Genomic DNA, 617 nt, shown 5'->3' with positions numbered 1-617 from the left:
GACCAGACTCGCCGTGGCCGCCTCCGGATATGCGTTGAATACGATAGCCACCACGAGGGCGAACACCGCGACGACGAGGACGATAGTGAGGAACGCGAACCAAAGCAGCATGTTCTTGCCGCGCTCGCCGACGTACTCGCCGATGATGTACCCGACGGACTTTCCATCGTGTCGCAGACTGCCCGAAAGCGACACGAAGTCGTGGACGCTCCCGAGAAGCGGGTTTCCAATCGCAATCCACGCCAGTGCGGGGACCCAACCCCACACCACGCCCGCCGTAATCGGCCCGACAATCGGCCCGCCGCCTGCGATGCTCGAATAGTGATGCCCCAGTAACACCGGCTTTTTCGCCGGAACGTATTCTTGACCGTCTTCGTACTTGTGCGCTGGCGTCTCACGACTGTCGTCGAGTTCGACGAACTGCGCGAGATATCGGGAGTAACCGAGATACCCGACGGTAAACAACGCAAATACCGTGACGACCATCCAAATGACTTGTACCATGGTACGCTGCCCCATTGGAAGACACGAAAATGCCTACCTTAACGGTAACGATAGATAGGCATCTATCGTGTTCGAACGACAGGTTCGTTCGGAGAGGTACGTCGAAAACTCCA

The 617-nt window shown here is 57.5% G+C and carries 1 protein-coding gene; it reads right to left on the bottom strand.

All coding sequences use genetic code 11. From position 1 onward, the window contains the following. Nucleotides 1-504, bottom strand: a 504-nt coding sequence (locus tag D3D01_RS22585) for a carbon starvation CstA family protein (protein WP_304999835.1), incomplete at its 3' end; no start/stop codon positions are given. Between the last annotated feature and the right edge of the window lie 113 nt (nt 505-617).

It is taken from the genome of Haloarcula sp. Atlit-7R (genome assembly GCF_003666065.1).
Taxonomy (GTDB): domain Archaea; phylum Halobacteriota; class Halobacteria; order Halobacteriales; family Haloarculaceae; genus Haloarcula; species Haloarcula taiwanensis.
Note: the sequence above shows the minus strand (reverse complement) of the source record. Positions and strands in the feature narration are given on the sequence as shown.